Genomic DNA, 22,930 nt, shown 5'->3' on the forward strand with positions numbered 1-22,930 from the left:
TCCGCCGCCGGGCGGCCGCCTTCTTGATCTGCCTCAAGGGACTGCGCGCGCCGTCGTGCTCTGCCTATCGTGCAGTGTCGTGACATGCACGGAGGCTTTCCGCGTGACAGTCGCACCGGTTCTGAATGCGACCAGCATCGGCGATCGGCTGGAACTGCGTCCCGCTGGCGCGTGGACGGTCGCGCAAGTGGATGTTCTGGAAGCGCTGTCCGGCGCAATGAGCCTGCGGATCCGGCAGGCGCAGGCCGTCGAGGTCGACATGAGCGGGGTGTCGGAGATCGACACCCTCGGCGCCTGGCTGCTCGAGCGGGCGTCGCGGCAGGCGACGCGGCCGGAGGCGGCGCGGATCGTCGGCGTCGCCGACCGCCATGCCGGGCTGATCGCCCAGGTGCAGCGGGTCAACCGGCGCAAGGTGATGGCGCCGCGGCCACCGAATGCCCTGATGCAGCGCCTCGACCAGATCGGCCGCTCCACCTTCACCGCCGCGGAGGGCGGCGTCGTGTTCCTGGAGATGCTGGGAGCGCTCGGCGATGCGCTGCTGCGTGTGTTGCGCCGCCCGAGCCGGCTGCGCGGCACCTCGCTCGTCTATCACCTGCACCGGGTCGGCTGGCAGGCCATTCCCATCGTTGCCCTCATCACCTTCCTGATCGGCGCGATCATCGCCCAGCAGGGCATCTTTCATTTCCGCAAGTTCGGCGCCGACGCCTATGTGGTCGACATGGTCGGCATCCTGGTGCTGCGCGAGATCGGCGTGCTGATCGTGGCGATCATGGTGGCGGGCCGCTCCGGCAGTGCCTACACCGCCGAACTCGGCTCGATGAAGATGCGTGAGGAGATCGACGCGCTCTCCACCATGGGGCTCGATCCCGTCGAGGTGCTGATCCTGCCGCGGGTCGCCGCGCTGGTGTGCGCACTGCCGATTCTCACCTTTATCGGCGCGATGGCGGCGCTGTATGGCGGCCTCCTCGTCAGCTGGCTCTATGGCGGGATGACTCCCGCGATCTTCATCGCGCGGCTGCGCGAAGCCATCTCGGTGACCCATTTCGAGGTCGGCATGATCAAGGCGCCGTTCATGGCGCTCGCGATCGGCATCATCGCCAGCAGCGAAGGGCTGCGGGTCAAGGGCAGCGCGGAATCGCTGGGCCGCCAGACCACGACCTCGGTGGTCAAGTCGATCTTCCTGGTGATCGTGCTCGACGGCGTGTTCGCCGTGTTCTTCGCCTCGATCGGCATGTGACCATGGCAAACGCTGCAGCCAGCCCCGCGATCCGCATTCAGGATCTCACCGTCGGCTTCGGCCGGCACATGGTGCTCGACCGCCTGTCGCTCGATGTGCGGCGCGGGGAGATCCTCGGCCTTGTCGGCGCGTCCGGCGGCGGCAAGTCGGTGCTGATGCGCACCATCATCGGGTTGCTGCGGCCGCGCGCGGGGGCCATCGAGGTGATGGGCCAGCCGCTCCGTCGCAACGGTGACAGCGAGGGGACGCGGCGAGGCATCCTGTTTCAGCAGGGCGCGCTGTTCTCGTCGTTGACGGTGCGCCAGAACGTCCAGTTTCCGCTGCGCGAGGCGGTGCGGATGTCGGAGCCGCTGATGGACGAGATCGCCACCGCCAAGCTGGAGATGGTCGGGCTGCGGGCCGAGGACGGCGACAAATATCCGTCCGAGCTGTCCGGCGGCATGACCAAGCGCGTGGCGCTCGCGCGTGCGCTGGCGCTCGATCCCCCCATCGTGTTTCTCGACGAGCCGACCTCGGGTCTCGACCCGATCGCGGCCGGCGAGTTCGACGCCCTGATCAAGACCTTGCAGCAGACCCTGGGGCTGACCGTGTTCATGGTGACGCACGATCTCGCCAGCCTGCGCACGGTGTGCGACCGCATCGCCGCGCTTGCGGATGGCCGGATCGTGGCGGTCGGCGATATCGATGTTCTGCTGCGGTCCGATCATCCCTGGGTGTCGGCCTATTTCCACGGCAAGCGGTCCCAGATGATGCAACCGGGAGTGAGCTAGGCATGGAAACCCGCGCGCCCTTCGCCGTCGTCGGCGCCTTCGTTCTGGCCGCGATCGTGGCCGTGTTCGGCTTCGTCTACTGGATGCACAGTGCCGGCGGCATCGGCACGCGCACGACCTATCAGGTTCAGTTTCACGGTCCTGTTCCCGGCCTGCTGGTCGGGGCGGCGGTCTTGTTCAACGGCATCCGGGTGGGCGAGGTGACCGGTCTTTCGCTGGCGGCGGATGATCCGCAGCGGGTCGATGCCGTGATCGCGGTCGGAGCCGGCACTCCGGTCCGCAGCGACACCCGGGTGGGCCTCGAGTTTCAGGGGCTCACCGGCGTGCCGGTGGTTGCGCTCCAGGGCGGCAAGGAGCGCGGCGCGGCTAGTGCGGTGACGACGCTGGTGGCGGATGCCGATGTCGGCCAGAGCATGACGGAGGCGGCGCGCAATGCCTTGAAGCGGGTCGACACCGTGCTGGCGGACAATGCCGAGCCGTTGCAGAGCACCATCGCCAACCTGAAAACCTTCACCGACGGCCTCGCCCGCAACACCGAGCGGATCGACGGCATCCTGACCGGGCTGCAGCGCATGGTTGGCGGCGGAGCGCCTGCGACGCCGAAGCTGACCTACGATCTGGCCGTGCCGACGACGTTTGCTCCCCAGCGCGGCGGCCTCAAGGGACGCTGGACCATTCCCGAGCCGACCGGCGTGCTGATGCTCGACACACGGCGGCTCCTGGTCGAACCGTCCGGCGAGCATCCGGCGTTCGATGACGCGCAATGGGCCGACAACATACCGAAGCTGCTGCAGGAGAAGCTGATCGAGAGTTTCGAGAACTTCGACCTTGGCCATGCGCCGCTGCGGGCGTCCGACGAGCCGCCCGACCATCAGCTGATGATCGGCCTGCGCCGCTTCCAGGTGACGCTCGAGCCGGCCGCGGCCGCGGAGATCGCCTTCTCGGCCCGTCTTGTCGCGCGCGACGGCCGGGTCGTGGCGTCCCGCCTGTTCCAGGGCAGCCGGCCCCTGGCGCGGCCCGACGCCGCCGCAGCGGTGGCCGCATTCGGCGAGGTTTTTCAGGAACTGGCGCGGATCCTCGTCGAGTGGATGGCGCAGGCGCCCGTGCCGGAGGGCTCCGGCAAGGGTTAGCGGGCAAGGGTTCGCGTCCGAATCTTGATCCTGGTCAATCCACCGGGTTCCAGGCTGGGTGAAAAGATGCGCGAAGGAGAGCCTGGTCCATCAGATGACGCAGATCGTGCAGACCGTCCGCGCCTATCTTCATGACGCGCTGGAGAGTTCGCCCCGCCAGGTGCGGGGCGGTCTCCTGGTCAGCCGGTCGATCGAGTTGATGATCGTCCTCAGCCTGACCGCGACCGTGCTCGACACGGTGCCGGCGCTGCATCAGGCCTATGGCGCGCTGTTCGACGGCATCGAGGACCTCAGCCTTGCGGTCTTCACCCTCGAATATGCGCTGCGGATCTGGATCGCGCCCCAGCAGGACATCCAGCACGGCCGCTCCGCCGCCGCGGCACGGCTGTCCTACATGCGCAGCCCGCAGGGATTGCTCGACCTTGCGGCCATCCTGCCGCTGTGGATCGCCCTGTTGGGCTTCCGTGAGCTGCAGATCCTGATCGTTCTGCGGGTGCTGCGGATCTTCAAGTTTAACCGCTACTCATCCGGCATGAGCTCGCTGCTCGACGTGCTGTGGAGCGAGCGACGGGCGCTCGGCGGCTGCCTGGTGATCCTGATGTGCGCCACGCTGCTGTCGGCGAGCGCCATGCATGTCATCGAAGGGGCGGTTCAGCCCGAGAAGTTCGGCACCATTCCGGATGCGATGTGGTGGGCGATCGTCACGCTCAGCACGATCGGTTATGGCGACGTGGTGCCGCTCACGGTGGCCGGCAAGATCGTCGCGGCGATGACCATCGTCAGCGGCCTGGTCATGATCGCGCTGCCGGTCGGCATCGTCGCGACGGCGTTTTCCGACGTGATCCATCGCCGCGATTTCATCGTCACCTGGAGCATGGTGGCGCGGGTGCCGCTGTTCTCGCACCTCACGGCGGGCGATATCGTCCATATCATGCAACTGCTGCGGGCCCAGCAGTTCGACCGCGGCGAGACCATCCTGCGACGTGGTGACCTGGCGCACGCCATGTATTTCATCGCCGAGGGCGAGGTCGAGATCGAGCTGGCGCCGGATGGCAACGGCCGGCGGGTGCGGCTCGGCCCCGGGCATTTTTTCGGCGAGCGGGCGGTGCTGAAGAAGACCCGGCGCACTGCGACCGTCACCGCCGTCTCCCGCACGCGCCTCCTGAGCCTGGATGCCGCTGACCTGCGCGGGCTGATCGCGCGCGATGGGTCGATCGCCGCCCATATCAACAAGGTGGCGCTGAGCCGCGGCGCCCGCCACGCGCCGATTCCGGCGACCGAACTGGAAGACAGCGATATCGGCTGAGGCCGCACGCGCCGGACGACACGAGGCGATCAGTCATGTCATGTACTGTCCGCCATTCACTGTCAGCGTCGCGCCGGTGATGTAGGAGGCCTCGTCCGCCACCAGGAAGGCGACGCAGCGCGCCACGTCGTCGGGGCTGCCCAGATGAGCCACCGGGATCGCCTCCTTGATCGCGGTCAGCACCTTGGGCGGAACGGCCGCCACCATGTCGGTCGCGATGTAGCCTGGCGCCACCGCGTTGACGGTGATGCCGCTGCGGGCGCTCTCCAGCGCCAGCGCCTTGGTGAAGCCGATAAGGCCGGCCTTGGCGGCGCTGTAGTTGGTCTGCCCGAACTGGCCTTTCTGTCCGTTGATCGAGGAGATGTTGACGATGCGGCCGAAGCCGCGCGCCCGCATGCCCTCGATGACATTGCGGCACATGTAGAACACGCCGGACAGGTCGGTGCGGATGACCTGGTCCCACTGTTCGACGCTCATGTGGTGCAGCGTCGCGTCGCGCGTGATGCCGGCGTTGTTGATCACGACATCGACCGGCCCGAGCGCGCGCTCGGTCTCGGCGACCGCGTGGCGGCACTGCTCGAAGTCGCCGACGTCGCAGCGCAGCGTCAAAACACCGAGCTCGCTGCGGCAGCGTTCGGCATGCGCTTCGTCGCCGGCATAGAATGCCGCGATCCGGTGACCTTGCTGCTGGAGATGGCGGGTGATGGCCAGGCCGATGCCCCGGGTGCCGCCGGTGACGATGGTGACGCGCGACATGTCGTTTGGCTTCCTTCGGGCTGATATGACGCCGTCATGACGCTGCGTTGACGGCGCGGTGGGCTCGGTTGCGCAGGTTAGTGGCGCGCGCGCATCGGGCGTTTGATCGGCGTCAATTCATCGCTGGCGCCGACGCTGAATACTCCGCGCGCATCGATCGGAGGCAGCCCATGAGTTCTGTCCACGCGGACGCGAAGGATCCCGATGTCCAGCCGGATGTTCCGCATGCCGCGGCCACGGAGCGCGGCGCGGCGGGAGAGACGGTCAGTCTGGTTCCGATGGCGGAGCCCGCCGCCGATGCTGGCAGGCCGGCGCCGCCATCAGTCATGGCGGCGCTGACGGCGGACACCTTCGATCGCCTGCTGCATGCGGCCATGGCGCGCTGGACCGGCGGTCTGTCGCCCGTCGCGCTGGCGCTGGCGTGGGGCGACTGGATCGCGCATCTCGCCGCGGCGCCGGGCAAGCGCGGCGAGCTCCTGGCGCAGGCGCTGCACGATCAGCGCGCGCTGGCGGCCGACGCCGTCAGGGGCGGTTCGCAGCCCTGGGGGGTGATCCGGCCGCCGCCGCAGGATCATCGTTTCTCGGCGCGCGAATGGCAGCTGCCGCCGTTCAACACCTTCGCGCAGGCCTTCCTGCTGGGGGAGCGGTGGTGGCAGGCGGCCACGACCGGCGTGCGCGGCGTGTCGCGCCGTCACGAGAACGTCATGGAGTTCGTCGGCCGGCAATGGCTCGACGTGTTTGCGCCGAGCAATTTTTTTTCGACCAATCCCGAGGTGCTGCAGCGCACGTTCCGCAGTGGCGGCGAGAACCTGGTGTTCGGATTCGAGAACTGGCTCGCCGACTGCCAGAAAGCGTTGTCGGGAAGCGCCGCGGATGGCGAGACGCCTGTCGGCCGGCGTGTCGCGGTATCGCCGGGCAAGGTGATCTATCGCAACGAGCTCATCGAACTGATCCAGTACCTGCCGACGACGGACAAGGTGCGGCCGGAGCCGATCCTGATCGTCCCGGCCTGGATCATGAAATACTACATCCTCGACCTCGCGCCGGAGAGCTCGCTGGTCAGGTTTCTGACTGACAGCGGTTTCACCGTGTTCATGATCTCGTGGCGCAATCCGGAGCGCGACGACCGTGACCTCGATCTCGAGGACTACCGCGTCAAGGGTGTGCTCAGTGCGCTGTCGGAGGTGCGACGGGTGCTGCCGGAGCGGCGAATCCATGCCATGGGCTATTGCCTCGGCGGCACGCTGCTGGCGATCGCGGTCGCGGCGATGCTGCGCGACGGCAGCGACTGGCTGCAGTCGCTGACCCTGCTCGCCTCCCAGGTCGACTTCACCGAGGCCGGGGAGCTGACGCTGTTCATCAACGAGAGCCAGATCGCCTTCCTGGAAGACATGATGTGGCATCGCGGCGTGCTCGATTCCCGGCAGATGGCCGGCACGTTCCAGATCCTGCGGTCCAACGATCTGATCTGGTCGCACATGGTGCGCAGCTATCTGATGGGCGAGAGCGAGCCGCCGAACGACCTGATGGCCTGGAGCGCCGACGCCACCCGCATGCCGTACCGGATGCATGCCGAGTATCTGCGTCACCTGTTCCTGTACAACGATCTCGCCGAGGGGCGCTACATGGTCGACGGCAAGGCCGTGGCCCTGTCGGACATCCGCCTGCCGGCCTTCGCGGTCGGCACGGCGCATGATCACATCGCGCCGTGGCCATCGGTGCACAAGCTGCACTTCCTCAGCCAGGCCGATATCACCTTTGTGCTGGCGAGCGGCGGCCACAATGCTGGCATTGTCGCGCCGGTCGGCGCGGCGGGCCATAGCTACCGCCTGCTGCGCAAGCGTGCGGACGAGCCCTATCTCGGGCCGGAGGAGTGGGTGAAGGCGGCACCGGCGTGCGACGGCTCGTGGTGGCCGGCGTGGACGGCATGGCTCGCGGCACGTTCGGGCGTCCCCTGTGCGCCGCCCCGGGTTGGCGCCGGCCCGGCGACGTCTTTCGACGATGCGCCGGGACGTTATGTGCTGCAGCGCTGATCGCCGCTGCGCGCGCCGCCAAGCGCGCGCATGCTGCGGGCGAGGGTGTCGCCGGGCGAGCCGGAGGCATCGATTGCGTGCCAGTCGATCGCACCGAGGTCGTAAGCATCCTGCATCCGCGCGATCTGCGGCGTGGCGTCGGAGGCGTCGTTTCGCCGCTGGCCGATGCGCTGGACGCGTGTCGCCAGGTCGGCGGAGAGGAACAGGCCGCTGAACGGCACGCCCAGCGCGCGGGCGGTATCGGCGATGGCCGCACGCTCGCTGCTTGCGGCGAACACCGCGTCGACCACCACGGCGTGGCCGGTGGCGAGGACCGTGCGGGCGCGCAGAGCAAGCTCGCGATAGATGCGCTCGGTCACCGCGGGCTGGTAGGCCGCGCTCGGCAGCCGCGCCAGTTCGTCGACGCCGAACAGCTGTTTGCGGATGATGTCGGAGCGCAAGAGCACCGCACCGGGCGCGGGGCCGATCCCTGCGGCGAGATCGCGCGCGAGGCGCGATTTTCCCGTCCCCGACAGCCCGCCGACGGCGACGAGGCTGGGCGGCACCGGGGCGATCAGGCGTCGGGCGAGATCGAAATAGCTGGTTGCCGCGCCGTCGTCGCATGCGACGGGGCGGCGGCGCAGCAGGACGTTGGCGCGGATCGCCGCGCGCAGCGACAGGAACAGCGGCAGTGCCGTGAGGCCTTCGATGCCGGCGTCCGGCATCAGGCTGAGGTAGCGGTTGAACAGGATGTTCGCCGCCTGCGCCTGTCCTGCCGCGAGCAGGTCCATCAGCGGGAAGGCGAGGTCATAGAGGATGTCGGTGGTGGCGAGCGCGGGATCGAACTCGATGGCGTCGAACAGCACCGGCCGGTCGTCGATCAGCGCGATGTTGGCAAGGTGCAGGTCGCCATGGCAGCGCCGCACCAGGCCGGCCTGCATCCGCCGCTCCAGCAGGTCCCGCAGCTGCAGGAAAGCGGCATGGCTGTCGTGGTCGAGGGTGGAGATGCGGTCGGCGGGAAACGCCGCCTCGGCCACGAACGTATCCGTGTTGGCGGTGATCAGCGCGGGAATGGCGGCGACCCAGCGCGCATCAGCCGCCGGCGGGGCGGAACGGTGGGAGGCGACGATCGCATCGGCCATCTGCGTGGCGAGGTGGGGCGGTAGTGGCCCGGCCGCGGCGAGATGATCGAGCGTCGCCTCGGAATCGAAGCGCTGCATCTCCACGGCCCATTCCACCGCCTCGCCGTCGCCGCCGATGTGCAGCGATCCATCGGTCGCGCGGGTGATCGGCACCACGCGCAAATAGATCTGCGGCGCGAAACGGCGGTTGACCTCGAGCTCCTGCACGCAGGCTGCCTTGCGCAGCGCCAGTGTCGAATAGTCGAGAAACGGAAAGCGGACCGCGCGCTTGACCTTGTAGGCGCGGTTGGCGGCGAGGAAGACGGATGCAGCATGGGTGTCGATCCGGCGTACCCCATGGCCGCCGTGATGGCTGGCATCGGCGAGGAAGGCGAACACCTCGTCCTGGAGGCCGTCTGGGACCGGCGTTTCGGTTGTCGCGGCGCGCATCGTCTTACGGCCGCAGCACGGCGGCGCCGAGCAGTTGCCCGCCGCGCATCGCGGCCAGCGCCTCGTTGGCGGCCTCCAGCGGGAAGGTGGTGGTCTGCACCTCGATGCCGGCCTGTGGCGCCAGCGCGAGAAAATCGAGCCCGTCACGGCGCGTCAGGTTGGCCACCGACATCACCTGCCGTTCCTGCCACAGCAGGCTGTAGGGAAACGACGGAATGTCGCTCATGTGAATGCCGGCGCAGACCACGCGGCCGCCCTTGCGCACGGCCCGCAGCGCCGCCGGCACCAGCGCGCCGACCGGCGCATAGATGATCGCGGCATCGAGCGGAACGGGCGGCGGATCCTCCGAGGCGCCAGCCCACGTCGCGCCGAGCCGCAGGGCGAGGTCCTGCGCCTGCCGGTCGGCGGCGCGGGTGAAGGCGTAGACCGAGCGCCCCTGCCAGCGCGCGACTTGCGCGATGATGTGGCCGGCGGCGCCGAAGCCATAAAGACCGAGCTTTTCGGCATCGCCCGCCATCACCAGCGAGCGCCAGCCGATCAGTCCGGCGCACAGCAGCGGCGCGATTGCGGCGTCGTCGCCTTGGTCCCCAAGCGGGAAGGCGTAAGCCGCATCCGCGATGGTGTGGCTGGCGAAGCCGCCGTCACGGGTGTAGCCGGTGAACAGCGGATGGTCGCAGAGGTTTTCCATGCCGGCGCTGCAGAATGCGCAATGGCCGCAGGTGCGACCGAGCCAGGGCACGCCGACCCGATCACCGATCCTGAGGCCCGAAACATCACGTCCGACACTCTCGATGCGGCCTACGATTTCGTGGCCGGGAATGATCGGATAGCGGATCGCCGGAAGTTCGCCGTCGACGACATGAAGATCGGTCCGGCAGACGCCGCAGGCGCTGATCCTGATGCGGATGTCCTGCGGGCCCGGTTCACGGTCCGCCACCTCCTGCAGGCGTAGCGGTGCTCCCGGGGCGCTCAAGACCATGGCTTTCATCACCGCCTCCGGCACGGATCGTGGGGATAGGCACGATCGGAATGGGACGTGTATCGCATCTCACCTTTCATCACATCACGTCGCGCGGCGTTTGACTTCCGTCAATTTGCCGCGCGCGGGACGTTGTTATCTAGACGTGCGGAGCCAGTTGCTCAGTTCCAGATGGAGGATGTCATGAATGTGAAATCTCTCATTCCCGTGAGCCAGGATCGCACCGCGCGCCGCAGCCTCAGCCCGTTCATGGCGCTGCAACAGGAGATTGATCGCCTGTTCGACGGCTTCACCCGTGGCTTCCCGACGCTGGCCAGCAGCGAACTGTTGCCGAGCATGGACGTCGCCGAGACCGACAACGAGATCGAGGTGACGGCCGAGCTTCCCGGCCTCGAGGAGAAGGACGTCCAGCTCAACGTCGTCGATAATCTGTTGACCATCCGCGGCGAGAAGAAGAACCAGCGCGAGGAAAAGGACAGGGATTATCACCTGATCGAACGCAGCTACGGCGCGTTCACCCGCACGGTACAGCTGCCGCCGGGCGTCAATGCCGACGCCATCAAGGCCACCATGGCCAAGGGCGTGCTCAAGGTGAGCGTGCCGAAGCCGGCGCCGGCCCAGGCCAGGAAGATCGAGGTCAAGCCCGCGGCATAACGCCGACACGTGCGCGAGGGGGCTTGCGGATGTCAGGCCCTCGCACCTCGCCGCCAGCCAGCGCGGCGAGGGCGTCCGCGGCATGGTTGTCGCCGATCCCGCTTGAGATCGTGGCCAGGCGCGCGGCTGTCGCCGGTCACCGTGCGCAGTCGCGTGCACATCGCCGAACCACCATTCGACCATCGCTGCCTTGCAGCCGATCATGCGGGTGCCCGCCCGCCGTCATGAATCGGCGCCCTTCGCCGTCGTAGGGCGCGCCATCCCGATCCGTCATCAGCTGAGCTTAAAACCACAATACGGTACATATGACCCGTATTGTGATTATTCAGCCACAGGCGCGGGAAATCCCGCCGCGCGGCCTGTCGCTGTCATTGTTGATTGTCCCGCTATTCAGTACGTTTGTACCGCGATACAATAAATCCTTCGGGGGGGAAATCAATGACTGCTTTACGGCGGACGGCCGCGGCATGCGCGGCGTCAGGGATGGTTGCTGCGCTGAGCAATGGTGCGGCGCATGCGTATGAGTTCGGTTCTTCAGGCTGGGCGCAGAAGCCCGGTCTCACGCTCGGCGCCGCCACGGCCGGTGCACCGCCGCCCGGTGTCTACATGTTCCAGCAGTTCGGCACTTATCAGGCGTCGCTGGTCGGGCCCGGTGCGCCCAACGTTGGCGGTGCGCAGACAAAGGTCCAGATCGCGGCGGAAGCGACCGGCTTCGTGTTCGTGCCCGGCTGGTCGTTCCTGGGCGCGACCTACAACGCGGTGCTGGTGCAGCCCGCGCTCATGGCCGGCATCGGATCGCCCATCAGCATCAGTTCCGCAGGATTGCACAACACCTATATCGTTCCGGTCGAGCTGAGCTGGAAGCTCGGCGACAGCGGCTTCTTCTTCAAGGCGGGGCTTGGCATGTACGCGCCGGATGGCTCGACCAGCGGGGCGAACGGCCTCGGCAATGTCGGCAATCCGTGGTGGACGTTCCAGCCGGAGTTCATCGTCTCCTACTTGAAGGATGGCTGGAATCTGACGGCAAACCTGTTCTACGAGACCAATACCCGCAGCACCGTCACCAACTACAAGAGTGGCGACGTCCTGCACGCCGAGTTCACCGCCACCCGGACCATCGACCGCTGGAGGGTCGGGCCGGTCGGATACTACGTCGGACAGGTGACCAACGATCAGTCGAGTGCGTTCTACAACGGCGCGATCAACGTCAACCGCTACAATTTGTGGGCTGCCGGTCTGCTGGTCGGTTATGATTTCGGTCCGGCGACCCTCAATGTCTGGGCCTTGAACGAGTTCTCCGCACATGCCTCAGGCGGTACAGCCGCGCCGGGCCAGGATGCGGCGAGCATCACCAGAGGCTATTCGGTCTTCGCCCAGGTGAGCTTTCGCCTGTGGGCGCCCGACGAGCCGGCGCCGCTCGCGCGGCCGTTGATCCGCAAATAGCACCCACAGCACGTCCTTGAGCATTCGCCGCGTTTTCCCTCCAGGTTTCGCGGCGGATGTTTTTTTCGTGGTCAAGACATCATCATGGCCACCGTGATACGGCCGCGCGATGCGACGATCACGCCGCGACGACGGATTTGCTTCTCCGAATAATGATGATGCCAGTGATGGCGCGGCTGCGCGCCGGCAACCGAGCCGCGCCGATGTCAGCCGGCCGCGTGCTCGGCAGCGCCGATATAGATGTGCCGGAGTCTGGGATCGGCGGCGATCTCGCGCGGCGTTCCCGTCAACGCGAAACGGCCTTGTTCGAGCACGTGGGCGCGGTCGGCGAGCGCCAGTGCCCGCTCGATGTCCTGCTCGATCACGATCAGCGTCATGCGGGCCTGCTTCAGCAGCGCCAGCGCCTCGTACAGCCTGTCCATGACGATCGGCGCAAGGCCGAGGCTGATCTCGTCGAAGATCACAAGGCGCGGCTGCGCCATCAGCGCCCGCCCGATCGCCAGCATCTGCTGCTGGCCGCCGGACATCGCCGTGCCGCCTTGCGTCCTGCGCTCGGCGAGGACGGGAAAGAGATCGTAGACGGCGGCGAGCCGCGCGCGGGCGGTGGCGCGGTCGGCGTGGCGGGCGGCGATCAGCAGATTGTCCTGCACGGAAAGCGCCGAAAAAATGCGGCGCCCCTCCATGCAGTGGGCGATGCCATGGCCGGCGATGCGATGCGGCGGCTGCCCGGTGATATCAGCGCCGTCGATCCGCAGCGTTCCGGCCGATGGCGCGATGGCGCCGCTGATGACGCGCGCGAGCGTCGTCTTGCCGGCGCCGTTGGCGCCGAGGATCGCGATGGTCTCGCCGGGCATGGCGGTCAGGTCGATGCCCTGCAGCACCTGCGCCTGGCCGTAGCCGGCGCGGATGCCGGCGAGCGCGAGCAGCGGCGTACCGGCAGATGAAGCTGTCATCGGGGCGGTCAGCGGCGCCAGCACCCGTGCCTCCGCGTCCGGTGCGGCGAGGTGGACGTCGTCGCCGGCGGCGGTCACCGCGGTCTCATTGGTCGTGCCCTGGCGGGCGCCGCTGCTGCCGAGATAGATCGCGGCAACCTTGTCATTGCCGAGCACCTCGTCGGTCGGCCCCTCGATCAGCATCTTGCCGAAATCGAGCACCAGGGATCGCCCGCAACAGGCGCGGACGACCCGCAGCACATGCTCGACGATCAGGATCGCGGTGTTGTCGTCACGGATGGACTGGATCAACGCGATCAGCTCGCTGATCTCACTGTCGACGAGGCCGGCGCCGACTTCGTCGAGCAGCACGATGCGCGGCTTCAGCGCCAGCGCGCGCGCGACTTCGAGGCGCTTGCGCCGCAGCAGCGGCAGGCTGTGCGCCGGACGCGTCGCGACGTCGAGAAGCCCGGTGCGCGCAAGCAGGGCTTCGCGCTCCTCGCGGGCGGTCTCGGCGCGGATGAACGGGGCGACGGAATACTGCGCAACTGCCAGATTGTCGGCGACGGTCATGTCGAGGAATGGACGCGGGATCTGGTAGGTGCGGCCGATGCCGGCGCGTGCCCGTTCCGCAGCGGGCAGCCGTGTGACGTCGCGGCCGTCGAGATGAATGGTGCCTGCGCTCGGCGCGAGCGCGCCGCCGATCAGGCCGATCAGCGTCGACTTGCCGGCGCCGTTGGGGCCGATGACGCCGGTGATGGTGCCCGGACGCAGGACGAGATCGACCTGGTCGATGGCGACGAGGCCGCCATAGCGCTTGACGAGGCCACGGGCGACGAGAAGGGGCGCAGCTTCCAGCGTTGTCATGGTGTGGCTCGCGAAGGGAGGGCCCGTTCGGCAAGGCCGACAAGGCCATGGGGCGCGAAGCGGATCAGGACAATCAGGATGGCGCCGGTGATGGCGACATGCAGTTCGGGATAGTCAGCGAGGGCTTCGCCGACGGCGACCACGAGCACCGCGCCGACCAGCGGGCCGAGCCGGCGGCCGACGCCGCCGATGACCACCATCGACAGCACGTCGATCGACCATTGCAGCCCGAACATGCCGTAGGGCTCGATCGCGCCGAGCTTGACCGCCTGCAGGCCGCCGGCCATGGCGGTCAGCGCGCTCGCCAGCATGAAGGCCGCGAGCTTGACGCGGAAGGTGCGCACGCCCAGCTGCGCCGCCGCATCGGCGTCGTCGCGCACGGCATGCATGATCACGGCGGCGCGGCTGCGCCCGCACAGCGTGGCGGCGAGCGAGGCGATCACCGCGAGCGCCAGCGCGTAGCGGAACAGGACGGGCAGGGCCGGCGGATCGTCGCGCAGGATCAGCCCGGTGGCGCCGCCGAACGCCGGGACGTTGATCATGGTCAGCCGCAGCAGTTCGGCCAGCGCCAGCGTTCCGACGGTGAAGTACAGGCCGCGCAGGCGGAACAGCGCCGGCGACACCAGCGCGGCAAGCGCGCTGCCCGCCACGGCGCAAGCCGCAAAGGCGAGCGGCAGCGGCAGGTCGAGATGGTTGAGCAGGCCGAACGCGACATAGCCGCCGAGCCCGACGAAGCAGGAGGTGCCGAGCGAGACGAGGCCGACCGAACCGGCCATCAGGTTCCAGCCCTGGGCCAGCACCAGGAAGATGCCGATACGAAAGCCGAGCTGCAGCCAGTGGTCACCGGCGATCGCGGGCGCGAACCACAGCGCGATCCCGGCGACGGCGAGCACGGCGATTTCGAGGGAGCCGTGCGAGGCCGAGGTCGACCACGCAAGAGCGGGACGGGCGGAGGCAGTTGAGGAGATCATGGGGGATGCCTGGGTCATGTGCGGCCCCTTGCCATGAAGCCGTCGGGGCGGAACGCCAGCACCAGAAGGAACAGCGCCATGCCGACGAGGTCGCGGTAGCCGTCGCCGAGCGTCAGGCCACCGACGCTCTGCAGTGCGCCGAGCGCGACGCCGCCGAGCAGCGTGCCGAGCACGTTGCCGAGACCGCCCAGCACGACGATCGCGAGGCTGTTGAGGAGATAGGCGCCGCCGCTCGACGGCGCGAACTGGAACGCGGCGCCGATCAGCGTGCCGCCGACGCCTGCGCAGGCTGCCCCCAGTGCAAACGTCAGCATCTGCACCCGCGCGACGTCGACGCCGAGCGTCGCGGCGGCGCCGGCGTCCGCCGCGCTCGCCCGCAGGTCGCGGCCGAACGCGGTTGCGGTCACCAGCCAGTGCACCGCGAGGATCAGCGCCACCGAGATGGCACAGCCGATCAGGTAGATCAGCGGCACGGTGACCGGGCCGATGGTGAGCGGCACGGTGGCATAGTCGCGGGCGATCGAGCGCGTGTCGGCGCTGAACGCCAGCACGAACAGGTTTTCCATGATGATGGCGACGGCGAACATCGTCATCATCTGGGCTTCCGCGCCGCGGCTCGCGAGCGGCGCCAGCAGCAGGCGGTACAGCGGCACGGCGAGACCCCCGACCACGATCGCCACCACGGGAAGGCCGAGCAGCGGATCGAGGCCGGTGGTCTGCAGCAGGTAGAGGCCGCCATAGGCGCCGACCAGCAGGAAGTCGCCGTGCGCGAGATTGACGAGCCGCATCACGCCGAGGACGATCGACAGACCGAGCGCGGTGAGGGCCAGCATGCCGCCCAGCAGGAGGCCGGCGGCGATGGTGCTGGAGACGATGCCGATGTCGGGCATGGTGCGAGCCTCGCGGGATCAGCGCAGCGGGAACAGGAAGTCGCCGGTCCTGGCGTCTTTCGGCCAGACGACGATGGTCTTGCCGCCCTGCCATTGCAGCGACACCACGGGCAGTTTCGCCGTGTGGTCGCGGTCGAACTGCACGGGCCCGACGACATAGGTCTTGTTGGTCTCGCCGATGGCCGCGTTGATCTTTTCGGGGTCCGTCGAGCCGGCCGCCGCGATCGCGTCGAGCAGGATCTGGGCGGCGGCGTAGGAGTCGGCGATGTGCTGGCTCGACGTCAGCCGCGTATCGCTTTCGAACGCCTTGGCGAGTTCAGCCGCGCCGGGATAAGGAAACGACGGATCCCAGTAGCCGCCGACCAGCACGCCGTCGGCGAGCTTGCCGAGCGCCTCGGCGAACTGCACCGGCTCGGCGCCCTTCTCGATATTGAGCACCTTGGGCGTGAAGCCGGCGGCCGCCATCTGCTTGCGGATCGCGATCGCCTGCGGGGTGATGGCGTCGACCATCACGATCTCTGCGCCCTTGCTCTTGGCCTCGGCGATGATCGAGGTGAACTGGGTATTGTCGACCGGGAAGTCGGCGTTCTGCACCACCTCGTAGCCGAACTCCTTGGCGAGCGCCGGCCAGATCTGGCCGCCGACCATCTGGCCGTCCGGGCCGTTGTCGTGCCAGATCGCGATCTTGCGGTTGGTCTGCGCGCCGAGGTCGGCGAGCGCCTTGAACTGCACCGCCGCGAGCTGTGGCTCATGGAAGAACAGGTCCCAGACATACTGCCACTTGCGCACCGCCTTGAACGCTTCGAGCGGATTGCAGCCGGTCACCATCGGTTTCCTGGCGCGCTCCGCCACCAGCGCGCCGGCATTGACCAGCGCCGGCGTGCAGGACCCGAGCATTGCCACCACGCGCTCGCGCGAGATCAGCGTTTCGGTGTTGGCCGCCGTGGCGTTGGGATCGGTCTTGTCGTCGCGGATCACGAGGCGAACCGGACGCCTGGCGCCGTCGATGGTGATGCCGCCGGCCTTGTTGACCTCGTCGACCGCGCGCTTGTAGCCCCATTGCTGGAAGCTGCCGAAGCCGGCGAGCGGGCCGGACAGCGGCAGCGATGCGCCGATGACGATGTCGTCGGCGGCGGCTGCCGGATGCGCGCCGATGACAGCTGCGGTGAAGCCGAGCGCGATCGTAGCCGCGCGAATGCGTGAACGCTGAAGCGTCATGTGTTTCCTCCTGTGATGATGAAAGCCGCCGGCTTGGGCCGGTCTTGGTGGAGCGATACGGGCCGTACGCGACGGCCCGTCGCAGGCGTTGCGGTCGGCTCAGAAACTGTCGTCGAGCGTGACGCGGCGGTACAGCGTCGGCAGCACCTCGGCGAGGTAGCCCATCTCCTCGACGCAGTGCTGATGCAGTCGTCGCGCGAAGGCGACGTCGACATGATCGGCGCGCATCTGCCGGATCTGGGCCTCGGGCAGCGTCACCGTCGGATCGCGGTGGCTGATCAATCCCAGCCAGAAGCGCGAACGCATCTCGCAGCCATAGTCGGTGTCACGTATCAGATGGGTCATGCGGCCGATCTGGATCGGCGCCTCGAGCAGTCCCGGCCGCGCGCACACCGCGAACATGCCGGACGCCTTGTAGCGCTCGGCGTCGAAGGTCTCCGTCGGCTCGTGGATGTCGATGCGCAGCTTGTAGAGCGGGCCGTCGGTGCCAGCGAGATACTCGTGCACGATGTGCGAGGCGCCGATGTAGCGTCCGTTCACGCGGTTTTCCCAGGCGCTGTAGACATGGTCGCGCGGATGCCACAGGCGGTACCACTCGATGTCGCCGAGCCAGGAGAACCACCAGTCGATCATCTTGGCGCGGCATCCGGGCATGCGGGTCAGGGCGGCGACCACCCACTTGCCGTCGTCGAGCTCCTGGTAGCCGGATTCGAACGGCAGGTAGCCTGGCTTGAGCATCTCATTGGCGTCTTCGAATCTCATCTGCTTTCTCCCTTTGTGGTCGGTGTGGTCGTTTCGAATGTGGCAAGTCGGGTTGAGTTCTATGTCGTCTTCGCCGCGGCTGACGCCTGCTGGACGAGCCTTTGCGCCTGACCCGCCTGCGTCGCCCTGGGGGATCTGGCGAGCAGCACTGTGAACAGCGCGGCGAACAGAAAGCCGACGGCGCAGAGGGCAACGCTGACGCCGAGGCCGTATCGCGCGGCGATGATGCCGAGCACGAACGGAGCGAGGGCGGAAATGCCCCGGCCGACATTGAAGCAGAAGCCCGCGCCGAGGCTGCGAATGCGCGCTGGATAAAGCTCGCTGAAATAGGATCCGAAGATGCCGGCGTAACAGAAGAACAGCGCGACGACGGGGCCCAGCCAGAACAGCAATGTCGTGTTGGCGCTCAGGCCATAGATCGGCAGCATCACGACTGCGCCGCCAAACGACCAGAGCAGGGCCGCAGGCCGCCCGATCTTGTCGGCGAGCCAGCCGAACGCCTGGTAGCCGACGAACATGCCGATGTTCAGCATGACCACGAACCACGACATGTCAGCGGCATCGAGGCCACGGTCTTTTACGAGATAGGTCGGAATCCAGGTGTTGGCGCCCCAGTAGCCGACAAGGGCCGAGGCTGAGGCAAGGGTGCCGAACAAGGTGGTGCGCAGATATTCGGGCGCAAACAGTTCGCCGACCGAGACCCGCTGCCGCCCGGCCGCGGAATGGCGTCGCTGCTCGCGCTGCTCTGCCCATGCCGCCGACTCCGGGACGAACAGCGCCGTATAGAGCGCGGCGACCACCGCGCCGAGACCACACAGGAACAGCGCCCGCCATCCGTAGCTCGGCAGAATGATCGAGGCGATGAATGCAGCGCAGCCAAACCCGATCGGCCAGGATCCCAGAACGAAAGCGGTTGCCCGCCCCCGCTGTTCGGCGGGCCAGGTTTCGCTGATGAACGCCGCCGCCACACCCCAGACACCGCCCAGTCCGAGGCCTGCGAGAAAGCGCAGCACCATGAGGTCGGTCCAGCCCCGGGCAAGGGCGATGGCGCCCGTCAGCACGCCGAAGACGACGAGGCTGGCGATCAGCGCCGGCCGCCGTCCATAATTGTCCGCGTACCACCCGATGACGACGCTGCTCAAACCGACGCCGGCAAGCGTCGCCGTCCCCAGCAGTCCCGCGTCGGACAGTGACAGATTCCATTCGGCGATGATGGCTGGCATCGCGAGCGCGAGCAGCATGAAATCCATCGCATCGAAGGCGTAGGCGAGAAAGCATGCAACCAGCACGTGCCATTTCACGGCCGGTCGCGCGCCTGATCTGTTGTCGCCGCTCATCTCGTTTCCTTCCCAATTGTCAGATGGCCGCAGCGTTTTCCGCTTCTCGGCCCTTCAGCAGTGTCAGAAGCCGACCTGGTCGCCGCCTTTCAGCGCCAGCATCGCGCGCGCCTCCGCCGGCGTGGCGATGGCGTGGCCCAGTTCTTCCATGATGCGCCGGATCTTGGCGACCTGCTCGGCATTCGAGGTCGCGAGCTTTCCCGGTCCGATGTACAGCGAATCCTCCAGGCCGACGCGGACATTGCCGCCGGGCATTGCGGCCTGGGTCGCGAACGGGATCTGGGAGCGCCCGGCGGCCAGCACCGACCAGTGATAGTCGGCGCCGAACAGACGGTCGGCGGTTTCCTTCATGAACATCAGGTTGCGCATGTCGGCGCCGATGCCGCCGAGGATGCCGAAGATGGTCTGGACGAAGAATGGCGGTTTGACCAGCTTGCGGTCGACGAAGTGGGCGAGGTTGTAGAGATGGCCGACGTCGTAGCATTCGTGCTCGAACCGCGTGCCGTGCTCCTCGCCGAGCATTTTCAGGATGCGCTCGATGTCGCGGAACGTGTTGCGGAAGATGAAATCGTCGGTGCCGCGCAAATAGGGCTCTTCCCAGCCGTACTTCCAGCTCTTGTAACGGTCGGCAAGCGGGAAGATGCCGAAGTTCATCGAGCCCATGTTGAGCGAGCACATCTCGGGTTTGGCGACCAGCGGCGCGGCGAGCCGCTGCTCCACCGTCATGCTGAGGCTGCCGCCGGTGGTGATGTTGAGGACGGCGTCGGTCGCCTGCTTGATGCGCGGCAGGAACTGCATGAACACCGCCGGGTCCGGCGAGGGGCGGCCGTCGGCGGGATCGCGGGCATGCAGGTGCAGGATCGCGGCGCCGGCTTCGGCTGCTTCGATCGCCTGGGTGGCGATGGCATCCGGCGTGAACGGCAGCGCGTCCGACATGGTCGGGGTGTGGATGCCGCCGGTGACGGCGCAGGTGATGATGACCTTGTTCGATCGCTTTTGTGTCATGGCTTGGGTTCCGTTGCGGAGGCGGGCGCGCCGAAGCTCGCCTTGAGATGTCGGGTCAGCCGCGCGCGCAGCGCGGCCTGCTGCTCGGGGCTCCAGCGTGCAAAGCCTTCGCCGCTCTTGAAGCCGAGGCGTCCCTGCGCGATCAGCTCGTCAAGGTAGGGCGAGGGCGTCGTGGCGCGGTCGAGCGCGGGAAAGACGTAGCCGTGGATGGCGCGGGTGAGGTCGAGGCCGACGAGGTCGGCGTTTTCCAGCGGACCGAGCACCGCGAGGCGGGCGCCGAAGCCGGACTTCACCACCTCGTCGACGGTCTCGGCGTCGCAGACGCCCTCGGCGACCAGTGCGATCGCCTCGCGCCACAGCGCATGCTGCAGGCGGTTGCCGACGAATCCCGCGACATCCTTACGGACCTCGACGGGCGTCTTGCCGACCTCGCGCAGCAGCGCCATCGTCGCCGCCACCGCATCGTCGGCGGTCTGCGGTGTCCGCACCACCTCGACCAGCGGCACGAGATAGGGCGGATTCCACCAATGGGTGCCGAGCGCGCGGCCGCGCGGGGTGACCTCGGCCATGATCTGGCCGATCGGGATCACCGAGGTGTTCGAGGCGAGGATGGCGTCGCGCGGCGCGGCGCGGGCGACGTCGGCAAAGATCTTCTGCTTCAGGGCGAGATCTTCCGGCGCCGCCTCAATCACCCAGTCCGCACCCGCGACGCAGGCTTCGAGTGTGTCGACCACGGTGACGTGCGTGAGTGCGTCGCCGCTGGCGCCGAGATCGTCCAGCGTGCCGCTGATGCGTGCGAGGATCGCGGAGCGGACACCGGGCAGGGGGTCGGTGATGGTGACGGTGTGGCCGGCGCGGGCGAACACCAGCGCGATGCCGTGTCCCATCAGGCCGCCGCCGAGAATGGCGATGCGTCGTGCGGTCATCGCTGTCATCCCGCCGTGTAGCCGCCGTCGGCGTAAAGAATGTGCCCGGTGTAGAAGTCCGAGGCCTTCGATGCGAGGAACAGCAGCGGGCCGGCGAGGTCGGCCGGTTCGCCGAGCCGCCCCTTGGGGACGCGGGCGAGGAAGCCTTCGCGCGTGGTGCGTGCGCGGTCGTCGTCGCCGAACATCCAGGCGGTCAGCGGCGAGCGGAACACGGTCGGCGCGATGGCGTTCACGGTGATGCCGGTCGGGCCCCATTCGCAGCCGAGCGCGCGGGTGATGCCGTCGACTGCCGATTTGGAGGCGCAGTAAGCGGTGTAGCCGGCGGGATGGCCGAGCAGGCCGCGCGCCGACGACATCAGGATGATCTTGCCGCCGTCGCCCTGGGTGAGCATCTGCGCGCCGGCGGTGCGGGCGAGCAGCCAGCTCTGGGTGACATTGGCGTCCATCACGTCGAGGAAACGCTGCGGCGCCATCTCGGTGATCTTGGCGACGTCGTTCTTGCCCGATGCAACGACGAGGATATCGAGCCGGCCGAAGCGTGCGACCGCTGCTGCGACGATCCCTGCGCAGGCGGCCTCGTCCGACGGACGCTGCGCAATCGTCTCGACCTCGGCGCCGCGGGCGCGGCAGTCGTCGGCAATCTCGGTGAGGGCATCGGCCTGGCCGGCGGCCAGCACGAGGCGCGCGCCGGCGGATGCGAGCGTGCGGGCGGCGACGGCGCCGAATGCGCCGGAGGCGCCGGTGACGATGGCGACCTTGCCGGCCACCGAGAACAGCGCCAGGGGATCGGTGGGAACGCTCATGGCGCCGGGCTCCGTGATGGATAGGGGATGATCACCAGCATGGTGCAGACATGGTTGGAGCGGTTGGCGATCTCGCGCACCTCGTTCGGAGGAATGGTGCAGGAATCGAGCGGCCTGAGCACGATCTCGTGCTCGCCGGCACGCACCGTCATCTCGCCGCTGAGCACGACGTAGACCTTTTCGAACGGCGTGGCGTCCGGGCCGGCGCCGCCGCCGGGCAGGAACTGGGAATAGCCCACCCACTGGTTGGTCGGGCCGCCGGGCTCAAAGCCCTGCAGGCGCAGGCCGACCACGCCGTGATGATGGGGCGCTTCATACGGCGCGGCGTCCGCGAACCGCTTGACGTGCATGGGCGTGTCCTCCTTCGCCGCTCCCGATGGGAGCGGCGTTGGTGTTGTCGTTGGCGAAGGCGTTCGGCGTTATGCCGCGAACGCCGTGCCCTTCTCGATGCGATAGCCCTGCGCACGGTCGATCATCGCGACGAGGCGGATGATGCAGCCGTCGCCGCGGTCCCAGTTCCACGGGAAGAACGCGAAGGTAACGCGCTTGTTGGTGACCGCGTCGAGATCGCCGCCGACATTCTCGATGCCGAGAATGCCGTTGGTGAACAGCTTGCGGTGCACCGGCTCCCACTCCGGGTGGTCGTCCTTCCAGTCGCGGCCGCCCGACCACTGCCGGTACTCTTCGGCGAGATGCGGGTGCAGCGGGCCGTTGCGATGCGGGCCGATCGCGGTCGCCAGCGGATGGTCGTTGGCCTGGGTGTCATGGCCGACGACCTTGACCTTCTTCTCGACGAACCAGTCGGCCGCGGAGGCAACGAAGCCCGGGCACTTGCAGAAATATTCCTCGCTGTCGCGGTACTTGTGATGCCAGCCGGTGTTGACGATCACGACGTCGTTGGGCTGCACCGCATGTCCTGCGGCCTTCTCGAGGTCGTCATAGGTGATCGGCTCCCACATTGCTTTGGGGATCGACACCACGATGCCCGAGCCAAAGAAGTGCGGCAGCGGCACCTCGTCGATGAACGGTGTGTCTTCCACCACATGGGCGGGCGCGTCGATGTGGGTGGTGTTGTGCATGCTGGTCGTGATGCGCTGCGACAGCACGCCCGACTTCGCCATGTAGTGGATGCGTTCGATCTTGACGTCTTCGAAATACGGCCAGTTCGGCGACTGGAAGCCGAAGCGATGGGAGAGATTGTAGAACTCCAGGCCCATCGGGTTGTCGAGATTGCTCTGGAATTCGATGCCGCGAATCTTCATCGCTGCGCGCTCCTTGTCGTGTCCTTGCGTGTCCATCCCGCCGGCCGCCAAAACGCCGCCGGGCTTCTTGTACCAAGATACAATGCATGTGTACCATAT

The 22,930-nt window shown here is 67.7% G+C and carries 21 protein-coding genes; 7 read left to right on the top strand and 14 right to left on the bottom strand.

All coding sequences use genetic code 11. The features are described 5' to 3' along the window. Window positions 1–103 precede the first annotated feature (103 nt). From AB4Z37_RS15290 to AB4Z37_RS15305, 4 genes are all read left to right on the top strand, one after another. Window positions 104–1,237: an MlaE family ABC transporter permease gene (locus AB4Z37_RS15290; RefSeq protein WP_441517600.1), complete on the top strand. Its 1,134-nt coding sequence runs from the start codon at window positions 104–106 to the stop codon at window positions 1,235–1,237. A 2-nt stretch (window positions 1,238–1,239) separates the two neighbouring features. Then, on the top strand, window positions 1,240–2,007 hold the full coding sequence (locus AB4Z37_RS15295) for an ABC transporter ATP-binding protein (RefSeq protein ID WP_441517601.1): 768 nt from the start codon (window positions 1,240–1,242) through the stop codon (window positions 2,005–2,007). Between the two features lie 2 nt (window positions 2,008–2,009). Continuing rightward, window positions 2,010–3,137, top strand: coding sequence for an ABC-type transport auxiliary lipoprotein family protein (locus AB4Z37_RS15300; protein WP_441517602.1), 1,128 nt, complete (start codon window positions 2,010–2,012; stop codon window positions 3,135–3,137). Window positions 3,138–3,231: 94 nt separating this feature from the next. Continuing rightward, on the top strand, window positions 3,232–4,443 hold the full coding sequence (locus tag AB4Z37_RS15305) for a cyclic nucleotide-gated ion channel (RefSeq protein WP_441517603.1): 1,212 nt from the start codon (window positions 3,232–3,234) through the stop codon (window positions 4,441–4,443). A gap of 33 nt (window positions 4,444–4,476) precedes the next feature. On the opposite strand, the gene phbB is transcribed toward AB4Z37_RS15305, so the two are convergent. Beyond that, complete coding sequence (gene phbB / locus AB4Z37_RS15310; protein ID WP_441517604.1) at window positions 4,477–5,199, bottom strand: acetoacetyl-CoA reductase; 723 nt, start codon at window positions 5,197–5,199, stop codon at window positions 4,477–4,479. Between the two features lie 170 nt (window positions 5,200–5,369). Between phbB and AB4Z37_RS15315 the strand changes: the two genes are divergently transcribed. Next, window positions 5,370–7,232: a PHA/PHB synthase family protein gene (locus AB4Z37_RS15315; protein ID WP_441517605.1), complete on the top strand. Its 1,863-nt coding sequence runs from the start codon at window positions 5,370–5,372 to the stop codon at window positions 7,230–7,232. Here the strand turns inward: AB4Z37_RS15315 and AB4Z37_RS15320 are convergent. Continuing rightward, the gene (locus AB4Z37_RS15320; protein ID WP_441517606.1) at window positions 7,214–8,782 is read right to left on the bottom strand and encodes an AAA family ATPase; all 1,569 of its coding nucleotides are present in this window, start codon (window positions 8,780–8,782) and stop codon (window positions 7,214–7,216) included. The two genes, AB4Z37_RS15315 and AB4Z37_RS15320, sit on opposite strands and share 19 nt — an antisense overlap. Before the next feature lie 4 nt (window positions 8,783–8,786). Continuing rightward, window positions 8,787–9,770, bottom strand: a complete 984-nt coding sequence (locus AB4Z37_RS15325) for a zinc-dependent alcohol dehydrogenase family protein (protein WP_441517607.1) — start codon at window positions 9,768–9,770, stop codon at window positions 8,787–8,789. A gap of 174 nt (window positions 9,771–9,944) precedes the next feature. Between AB4Z37_RS15325 and AB4Z37_RS15330 the strand changes: the two genes are divergently transcribed. Beyond that, complete coding sequence (locus tag AB4Z37_RS15330) at window positions 9,945–10,415, top strand: Hsp20/alpha crystallin family protein (protein ID WP_441517608.1); 471 nt, start codon at window positions 9,945–9,947, stop codon at window positions 10,413–10,415. A gap of 483 nt (window positions 10,416–10,898) precedes the next feature. Next, the gene (locus AB4Z37_RS15335; protein WP_441517609.1) at window positions 10,899–11,858 is read left to right on the top strand and encodes a SphA family protein; all 960 of its coding nucleotides are present in this window, start codon (window positions 10,899–10,901) and stop codon (window positions 11,856–11,858) included. 206 nt (window positions 11,859–12,064) lie between these two features. On the opposite strand, the gene AB4Z37_RS15340 is transcribed toward AB4Z37_RS15335, so the two are convergent. From AB4Z37_RS15340 to AB4Z37_RS15390, 11 genes are all read right to left on the bottom strand, one after another. Further along, window positions 12,065–13,657, bottom strand: a complete 1,593-nt coding sequence (locus tag AB4Z37_RS15340; protein ID WP_441517610.1) for an ATP-binding cassette domain-containing protein — start codon at window positions 13,655–13,657, stop codon at window positions 12,065–12,067. Beyond that, window positions 13,654–14,646 (bottom strand): branched-chain amino acid ABC transporter permease, encoded by a 993-nt coding sequence (locus tag AB4Z37_RS15345; RefSeq protein WP_441517611.1) that lies wholly within the window; start codon window positions 14,644–14,646, stop codon window positions 13,654–13,656. Before AB4Z37_RS15345 ends, AB4Z37_RS15340 begins: the two co-directional genes overlap by 4 nt. Beyond that, window positions 14,643–15,518 carry a branched-chain amino acid ABC transporter permease gene (locus AB4Z37_RS15350; protein WP_211965604.1) on the bottom strand — a complete coding sequence of 292 codons (876 nt, stop codon included), beginning with the start codon at window positions 15,516–15,518 and terminating at the stop codon, window positions 14,643–14,645. Before AB4Z37_RS15350 ends, AB4Z37_RS15345 begins: the two co-directional genes overlap by 4 nt. 18 nt (window positions 15,519–15,536) lie before the next feature. Further along, window positions 15,537–16,736 (bottom strand): amino acid ABC transporter substrate-binding protein, encoded by a 1,200-nt coding sequence (locus AB4Z37_RS15355; protein WP_441517612.1) that lies wholly within the window; start codon window positions 16,734–16,736, stop codon window positions 15,537–15,539. Between the two features lie 99 nt (window positions 16,737–16,835). After that, entirely contained in the window at window positions 16,836–17,498 is a 663-nt protein-coding gene (locus AB4Z37_RS15360) for a DAPG hydrolase family protein (protein ID WP_211965602.1), read from the bottom strand. A gap of 59 nt (window positions 17,499–17,557) precedes the next feature. Then, window positions 17,558–18,835, bottom strand: a complete 1,278-nt coding sequence (locus tag AB4Z37_RS15365) for an MFS transporter (protein ID WP_441517613.1) — start codon at window positions 18,833–18,835, stop codon at window positions 17,558–17,560. A 63-nt stretch (window positions 18,836–18,898) separates the two neighbouring features. Beyond that, complete coding sequence (locus AB4Z37_RS15370) at window positions 18,899–19,840, bottom strand: 3-keto-5-aminohexanoate cleavage protein (RefSeq protein WP_441517614.1); 942 nt, start codon at window positions 19,838–19,840, stop codon at window positions 18,899–18,901. Beyond that, window positions 19,837–20,766, bottom strand: coding sequence for a 3-hydroxyacyl-CoA dehydrogenase family protein (locus tag AB4Z37_RS15375; protein ID WP_441517615.1), 930 nt, complete (start codon window positions 20,764–20,766; stop codon window positions 19,837–19,839). Before AB4Z37_RS15375 ends, AB4Z37_RS15370 begins: the two co-directional genes overlap by 4 nt. A 5-nt stretch (window positions 20,767–20,771) precedes the next feature. Then, complete coding sequence (locus tag AB4Z37_RS15380; protein ID WP_441517616.1) at window positions 20,772–21,569, bottom strand: SDR family NAD(P)-dependent oxidoreductase; 798 nt, start codon at window positions 21,567–21,569, stop codon at window positions 20,772–20,774. Continuing rightward, window positions 21,566–21,919 carry a cupin domain-containing protein gene (locus tag AB4Z37_RS15385; RefSeq protein ID WP_441517617.1) on the bottom strand — a complete coding sequence of 118 codons (354 nt, stop codon included), beginning with the start codon at window positions 21,917–21,919 and terminating at the stop codon, window positions 21,566–21,568. Before AB4Z37_RS15385 ends, AB4Z37_RS15380 begins: the two co-directional genes overlap by 4 nt. Window positions 21,920–21,988: 69 nt before the next feature. Beyond that, entirely contained in the window at window positions 21,989–22,831 is an 843-nt protein-coding gene (locus tag AB4Z37_RS15390; protein ID WP_441517618.1) for a cyclase family protein, read from the bottom strand. Window positions 22,832–22,930 lie beyond the last annotated feature (99 nt).

Source organism: Bradyrhizobium sp. 2TAF24 (assembly GCF_052115025.1).
In the GTDB taxonomy this organism is placed as follows: Bacteria; Pseudomonadota; Alphaproteobacteria; order Rhizobiales; family Xanthobacteraceae; genus Bradyrhizobium_A.